This window comes from Eudoraea sp. (assembly GCF_049665975.1).
Classification (GTDB): Bacteria; Bacteroidota; Bacteroidia; order Flavobacteriales; family Flavobacteriaceae; genus Eudoraea.
The window spans coordinates 1-6934 of sequence record NZ_JBATGR010000516.1 but is presented as its reverse complement, the minus strand read 5'-3'; the positions used below and the strand labels follow the sequence as shown (position 1 = coordinate 6934).

The window sequence follows — 6934 nt, the reverse complement described above, 5'->3', positions numbered from 1 at the left end:
TTTCGCCTGCAAAAAAAGCATATTTGGATATGCAATATGATACCCTTTCCAAACATGGACTTCATTGGGCGGCTTATATTCCTGTTGATACAGCATATGTATGGTCTCCAGAGAGTTATGCAGGTATTCCAAAAGAAAACATTTTAGGAGTTGAAGCTCCGCTTTGGTCAGAAACTATAAGCAATATTGATGAATTAGAATATTTGGCATTTCCAAGGGTAATCGGGTATTCTGAATTGAGTTGGAGTCCGGAAGAAAACCGAAATTGGGAAAATTTCAAGGTGCGTCTGGCAAATCAGGCGCCTTATTTGGACCGGATGAATGTGAAATTTTACCCTTCTGAATTAATTGATTGGAAGGAAAGTAGATTTACTTATAAAACCATTCAAAAAGATTAGTTTTTACCGTAGACTATTCTTCCTCATCTGCCTTATCCGCATCTTCAGAAGTTGCAGTAAAATCTGTAATTCCATGATCATGTAAAATATTATACCATTGTATAACTTTTTTTATATCACTTACATAGACCTTGTCTTCATCGTAATTGGGTAATACTTCAAAAAAATATTCCTCAAGGCTTAATTTGTTATCTTTATGTTTAACGGAGGTTTTACCTCCTTTTTCCTTGATTTGAATTTTTTCAAATACGGCTCTAAGCGGAAGCTCTTCCTCCAAAGTATAAATAGCAATTTCAGATAACACGCTCACATTACTGCTCATACCCACAGTAACTCTTTTATTATCCAGCAGGGATTCCGCGACAAGCCCTGTTCTGGTTTGGGTAAGTAATCTATAAAGCCCGGGCCTTCCGCCAATTGATAGTATTTTATCTAAACTCATAAATATTTTTAAAACGATAAATATTAAACTCTATGAAATTAATCTTCCCGTTTAGCGTACTTTTTTCAAATCAGGAAAACGCATTTTATACTCCACATTGATTTTACCTTTTGAGATGTTGGCAAGCTTGCCTTTAAGCAGCCTTTTTTTGAGGCTGGAGAGTTTATCTGTAAAGAGAATTCCTTCAATATGGTCGTATTCATGTTGTATAACTCTTGCTAAAAGTCCATCAAAAGACTCTTTATGTGCTTTGAAGTTCTCATCCAAATAGCTAATTGAAATGGTATCCATACGTGAAACATCCTCACGGATATCAGGAATACTAAGACAACCTTCATTAAAAGTCCAATTAGTGCCGGATTCATCCTCAATTTTGGCATTAATAAATACTCTTTTAAAATTTTTAAGGGCCTCCTGTTCTTCCGGAGATAATTCATCATCATCTGCAAAAGGTCCTGTGTCTACTATAAATAGTCGAATCGGCAGTCCAATTTGAGGTGCGGCCAGGCCTACGCCATTTGCATTATACATAGTTTCCCACATATTCGCAATCAATTCCATTAATTTAGGGTAGTCTTTGTTTATAGATTTCCCTACTTTTCTTAAAATTGGATCCCCGTAGGCTAAAATAGATAAATTCATTCTATTGTATTCTGTTTAAATATGACTGTAAAATAAGGGTTGCACTTATTTCGTCTATCAATTCCTTATTCCGTCGTTGCTTTTTTTTAACCCCTGATTCTATCATGGTTTGAAAAGCAACTTTTGATGTAAATCGCTCATCCTGCCGATCAATTGGAATTAATGGAAAAGAAGTCCTTAATTTTTTTAAAAATACCTGAATTGATACTTCTGATTCAGATGGCGTGTTGTCCCATTGCTTAGGCTCACCCACAACTATCGCTGCTATATCTTCTTTGGCTGTATACTCTTTAAGATACTGTAAAAGATCTTTGGTATTTACGGTAGCCAAACCAGAGGCAATAAGCTGTAACTCGTCTGTAACTGCTATCCCGGTCCGTTGTTTACCAAAATCTAGTGCAATAATTCTCGCCAAATCAATTTTTTTTGCAAAAATAAGGGATAATTTGTTACGCCTATAAAAATTAAAGATTAATTAGTAGTTACCTCCTATCTTTGCGCAAATTATTCTGGCAATATGAATACACTCCGAAAAACAATTGAAAATGCCTGGGACAATAGAGAACTCCTTAAAGAAACTAAAACACAAGATGCTATAAGGCAGGTAATTCAATTCATTGATGATGGAAAATTACGATGTGCAGAACCCGTGAAGGGAGATTGGCAGATAAATGAATGGGTTAAAAAAGCAGTTGTACTTTACTTTCCTATTCAGAAAATGCAAACACTTGAAGCAGGGATTTTTGAATACCACGATAAGATTCCTCTGAAGAGGGGCTACAAGGAAAAGGGGATTCGCGTGGTCCCACATGCTGTAGCTAGACATGGTGCCTACATTTCAAAAGGCACAATTCTCATGCCAAGTTATGTAAATATTGGTGCCTATGTAGACGAAGGCACAATGGTTGATACCTGGGCCACTGTTGGGAGCTGTGCGCAAATTGGAAAAAACGTACATTTAAGTGGCGGTGTTGGAATTGGAGGAGTTTTAGAGCCCTTACAGGCTGCCCCTGTTATTATTGAAGACAATGCCTTTATTGGCAGCAGATGTATTGTTGTTGAAGGTGTAAGAGTTGAACAGGAGGCAGTTTTAGGAGCAAATGTTGTGTTAACCGCTTCCACAAAAATTATTGATGTCACTGGTGTCACTCCTGTAGAGCGAAAAGGTTTGGTCCCTGCAAGGTCTGTAGTAATTCCCGGAAGCTATACAAAGAAATTTCCTGCAGGAGAATTTCAGGTTCCCTGCGCTCTTATTATTGGTGTTCGTAAAGCAAGTACAAACAAAAAAACCTCGTTAAATGAAGCACTCAGAGAGTATAATGTAGCTGTATAATTTTTTTAAAAATATTGTTTGGGATAATATTTTCTCTAATTTATAGTTATAACTTTGTTAATTGTATTTAGAATAATACCTATATCATTTTTTAAATGACTAGTTCGAAGGAGAAAATATCAGCATTAATTATTACTTATAATGAAATTGGATACATAGAAAAATGTATCCAATCTATAGATTTTGCGGATGAAATAATCGTAGTTGATTCTTTTAGTACTGATGGGACTTTCGAATATTTGGTCAATCTAAAAAATGTAAAGGTAATTCAACATCCTTTTGACAACTTTACGGTACAAAAATCTTTTGCATTAAAGCAGGCTTCAAATGATTGGGTTCTGTTTTTAGATGCAGATGAGGTTGTTACCGAAAATCTTAAATCTGAGATTTTAAATACCATAAATTCGAAACCTCAACACTCTGCATACTGGTTTTATAGAAAATTTATGTTCCAAAATAAGTCCTTACTATTTAGCGGTTGGCAAACCGATAAAAATTATCGCCTTTTTAGAAAGAATAAAGTTAAATTTTCCGAAGAAAAATTGGTGCATGAGACTTTAGATGTAAATGGGTCTTCTGGAATCTTAAATGAAAAACTCATTCATTATTGCTACAAAAATTTCGAGGAATACAAGGAGAAAATGATGAGTTATGGTCGATTAAAGGCTAAAGAATCATTTTTCAAAGAGAATAAATTCAATTATTTTTACATGATCGTTAAGCCAAGTTGGAAATTTTTTCAAAGTTATTTCCTTCGATTAGGTATACTTGATGGCAAAAAAGGCATTATTATCTGCTATCTGGATGCACTTGGAGTTCTGGAGCGTTTTCGTGAGTTAAAGAAATTGGAAAATAATAATGACCTTGCTTATTATTTAGCTATGCCCGAATAGAGGCAGTTACGCTTCCTTTCTCTTACTACATTATCCCTTACCGAAAAGATAATTGTGAAATAGATTAATATCATCAATCTTTTCGCAATTTGAAGTATTATTTTTACTTATTTTAGTGCAATTCTGCATTGAATTTCCTTCAATACTAAAACTTCATATTCGAATTTTAATTACTTCGAAGATGTCCTTGTTTTAATGAACTTGATGCCCTTTTAACTATGTTAATCCAGCATTAATTTAGAAAGCATATTGGATATGATATGCAAAAAACTACATTTGTAATAACAGTGATCATAAATAATCTTAAATGAGTGCGGTAAGTGTAATAGTAAGTACTTATAATCAACCTGAATTGTTGGAAAAGGTTCTTTGGGGATTCAATTGCCAGACCTTTATGGATTTCGAATTGATCATTGCCGAAGATGGATCGGGGGCCCAAACCAAGGAATTAATTAATAATATAAAGACCAAGTTATCCTTTCCGATAAGTCATATTTCGCACAATGATGATGGCTGTCAGAAAACCAAAATTTTAACTAAGGCCCTTCTATCATCCAATACGGATTATATAATTTTAACAGAAGGCGACTGTATTCCCAGAGAGGATTTTGTGCAGGTTCACTTTATAAATAAGGCCACTAAAACATTTATTTCAGGAGTCCATTATTTGTTGCCTTTATATATATCGAGGTCTTTAACCCTAAAAGACATTGAAGAACAAAATTGCTTCAAAATCAACTGGCTAAGAAAGCAAGGAATAAAAAAATCATTCAAAAATGCAAAGCTTAAGTCAAGAGGATTTATTTCACAAGCCTTTAATACTTTAACACCAAGAAAGTACAGTTGGAACAGGTCTAATTCTTCGGGCTGGAAAAATGATATTCTTAAAGTTATTGAATCTTGCAAAGATATCGGATGTGAAGGTGAGGAAAGAGAATTTGTAGAACGTTTGCACAATTTTGGGATTAAGTTTAAGCAACTTAGATATAGCGCAGTATGTGTAAATCTAGTTCATAAAAGCGGTTCTAAAACTCCTGAAGTTCTTAATGAGAATGTGGTAAACAGGAAATTTCTTGTTATTCAACAAAAAATGATAGGGGATGTTTTAGCCAGTACGGTCATTTGCCGTACTTTAAAACATTTGTTCCCTGAATGTACCATCCATTATATCGCAAATGAAAATACCTTAGCGGTATTGAATAACAATCCACATATTGATGATATCATCGTTTTTAAAAAAGAATATAGCGAAAATAAAAAGGCCTTTTATTCATTTTTAAAATCGATCCAATCACAATCTTACGACGTAGTTATAGATGCTTACGGTAAATTGGAAAGCAACCTGATTTCTATTTTTGCCCGATCGCCACGGAAAATTGCTCATTACAGGTGGTACACCTCCTGGATATATACCGATACCGTAACGGAAATCCAAATTCCTGATAATAAGAATTCACTTGCCAATAAAATCAGATTGCAATTAGTTAGTCCACTTACATCAGAATTTGATGATTATTCCATCTCTCCTAAATTATATCTAAGTCAGGAAGAAAATGCTTTGGCCCAACAAATGATTGGGGAATTAAAAACAAGTTCTGATCAGAAACTGATTATGATTAGTCTTTTGGGGAGTAGTGCTTTAAAAACTTACCCTTCTGAATATATGTCCAAAGTTGTTGACATAGTTTGTTCAAACGTTGATGGCATGGTACTTTTTAATTATTTACCAAATCAAAAAGATGAAGCCAGGGCCATTTATGACCAGTGTAATGAAGTCTCCAAATCAATAATAAATTTTGACTTTTACGCAAATTCTTTAAGGGAGTTTATTTTGATACTTTCTAAGTGTGATGCCTTAATTGGAAATGAGGGAGGGGCAGCTAATATGGCCAAAGCTTTAAGGATACCCACATTTTGCATCTTTAGCCCTTTTATTGTTAAGGAAGCATGGCATGATAGTTCATCTGAGTTTAATATTGCTATCCATTTAAATGACTATCATCCGGAATTATTTGTAAATATGGACAAAAACAAAATTAAAAAAGTAATACGATCCCTCTACGATTATTTTAAACCTATTCTTTTTGAAGAACAATTACTTCTTTTTCTAAATAAGTATTGCAGTAAAGCTATTATAGACAATTCATTGAATGAGAGATATTAAATTTGATGTAGCCATAATCATCATCAATTATAATTCGTCTGAGTTTACCCAAAAGTGTATCCAAAGCGTTTTGGAAAATACGACTGGTACAATTTCCTACGAAATAATTGTAGTAGATAATGCCTCCAAAAATAAAGATTATGAGGTATTGAAGAACTATATTTCTGAACTAAAAAACACCAATATAAGCCTCTATAGAAGCAGGATAAATACTGGTTTTGGCGGTGGTAACATGTATGGGGTGCAGTTTGCCAATGCAAATTACTACCTGTTCTTAAACAACGACACTTTACTTATAAAAGATCCCATAAAAATATGTTATGATTTTATGGAAAAAACAGAGGATGCAGCATTATGCGGTCCTCAAATTTTTAATGAGTATCATAAAAAAGAAGTTAGTTTTGATCATTTCACTTCTATAGGAAGGGAGATTTTTGGAAAAAAAATGTTGGAGTTTATTTTTCCAGGAACGAAGCCTAACAGACGAAAACAGTATACAATGCCATTATCAGTTGATTATGTAAATGGTAGCTTTATGTTTTTTAGGGCTATGGATTTTGATTCTGTTGGTGGGTTTGACACAACTATTTTCCTGTATTTTGAGGAAAGTGATATTTGTTATCGGCTAAAGAAAAAAAATAGAAAAACATATTTTATTCCCTCCGCTTCTTATCTTCATTATCAAGGAATGAGTATTCAAAAAGCCGCATGGAATATTCGAACCAAAATTGAACTTAAAACGTCAATGTTTTATGTAATAAGAAAGAATTACGGGTATTTGCATTATCAAATACTAAGAATGTTTTTTATTTTGCGTTATGGCCTGGTTTCTATTGTAAAACCTAAATATTTTAAATTATTCCATCGTATATTAATAGGACTTCCAATGGGGAAATCGTTAAAACAAGAACAACGTATTTTACCGTAAATTAGACCAGAATTAAGTATTAATAAATTTTTATCCTTTAGTAAACAAGAATGATCCAAGAAGAAATTGCAGCAGCAGTAGAAATATTAAAAAGAGGAGGGATTATACTATATCCAACCGATACTGTTTGGGGT

Annotated in this window: 8 protein-coding genes; 5 read left to right on the top strand and 3 right to left on the bottom strand. The window is 33.6% G+C overall.

The features are described from left to right. Positions 1-398: family 20 glycosylhydrolase (locus WBN20_RS16345; RefSeq protein WP_424282457.1), on the top strand; the 398-nt coding region annotated here is incomplete at its 5' end. Between the two features lie 13 nt (positions 399-411). Here WBN20_RS16345 and WBN20_RS16340 read toward each other — a convergent pair. The 3 genes from WBN20_RS16340 to ruvX are packed head-to-tail and all read right to left on the bottom strand — an operon-like array spanning position 412 to position 1897. Beyond that, on the bottom strand, positions 412-840 hold the full coding sequence (locus tag WBN20_RS16340) for a DUF5606 domain-containing protein (RefSeq protein ID WP_424282456.1): 429 nt from the start codon (positions 838-840) through the stop codon (positions 412-414). 51 nt (positions 841-891) lie between these two features. Further along, positions 892-1482 (bottom strand): peptide deformylase, encoded by a 591-nt coding sequence (def, locus tag WBN20_RS16335; protein ID WP_424273175.1) that lies wholly within the window; start codon positions 1480-1482, stop codon positions 892-894. 1 nt (position 1483) lies between these two features. Next, positions 1484-1897 carry a Holliday junction resolvase RuvX gene (ruvX, locus tag WBN20_RS16330; RefSeq protein ID WP_424273174.1) on the bottom strand — a complete coding sequence of 138 codons (414 nt, stop codon included), beginning with the start codon at positions 1895-1897 and terminating at the stop codon, positions 1484-1486. Positions 1898-1999: 102 nt separating this feature from the next. Here ruvX and WBN20_RS16325 point away from each other — a divergent pair, with 102 nt between their 5' ends. The 4 genes from WBN20_RS16325 (at position 2000) to WBN20_RS16310 (ending at position 6800) form a co-directional block, all read left to right on the top strand. After that, on the top strand, positions 2000-2815 hold the full coding sequence (locus tag WBN20_RS16325; protein ID WP_424276028.1) for a 2,3,4,5-tetrahydropyridine-2,6-dicarboxylate N-succinyltransferase: 816 nt from the start codon (positions 2000-2002) through the stop codon (positions 2813-2815). A 95-nt stretch (positions 2816-2910) separates the two neighbouring features. Beyond that, the gene (locus WBN20_RS16320; RefSeq protein ID WP_424282455.1) at positions 2911-3708 is read left to right on the top strand and encodes a glycosyltransferase family 2 protein; all 798 of its coding nucleotides are present in this window, start codon (positions 2911-2913) and stop codon (positions 3706-3708) included. Between the two features lie 307 nt (positions 3709-4015). Further along, positions 4016-5872, top strand: a complete 1857-nt coding sequence (locus tag WBN20_RS16315; protein ID WP_424282454.1) for a glycosyltransferase family 9 protein — start codon at positions 4016-4018, stop codon at positions 5870-5872. Next, positions 5859-6800, top strand: a complete 942-nt coding sequence (locus tag WBN20_RS16310; protein ID WP_424282453.1) for a glycosyltransferase family 2 protein — start codon at positions 5859-5861, stop codon at positions 6798-6800. The genes WBN20_RS16315 and WBN20_RS16310 overlap by 14 nt, the downstream gene beginning before the upstream one ends. Positions 6801-6934: the final 134 nt, after the last annotated feature.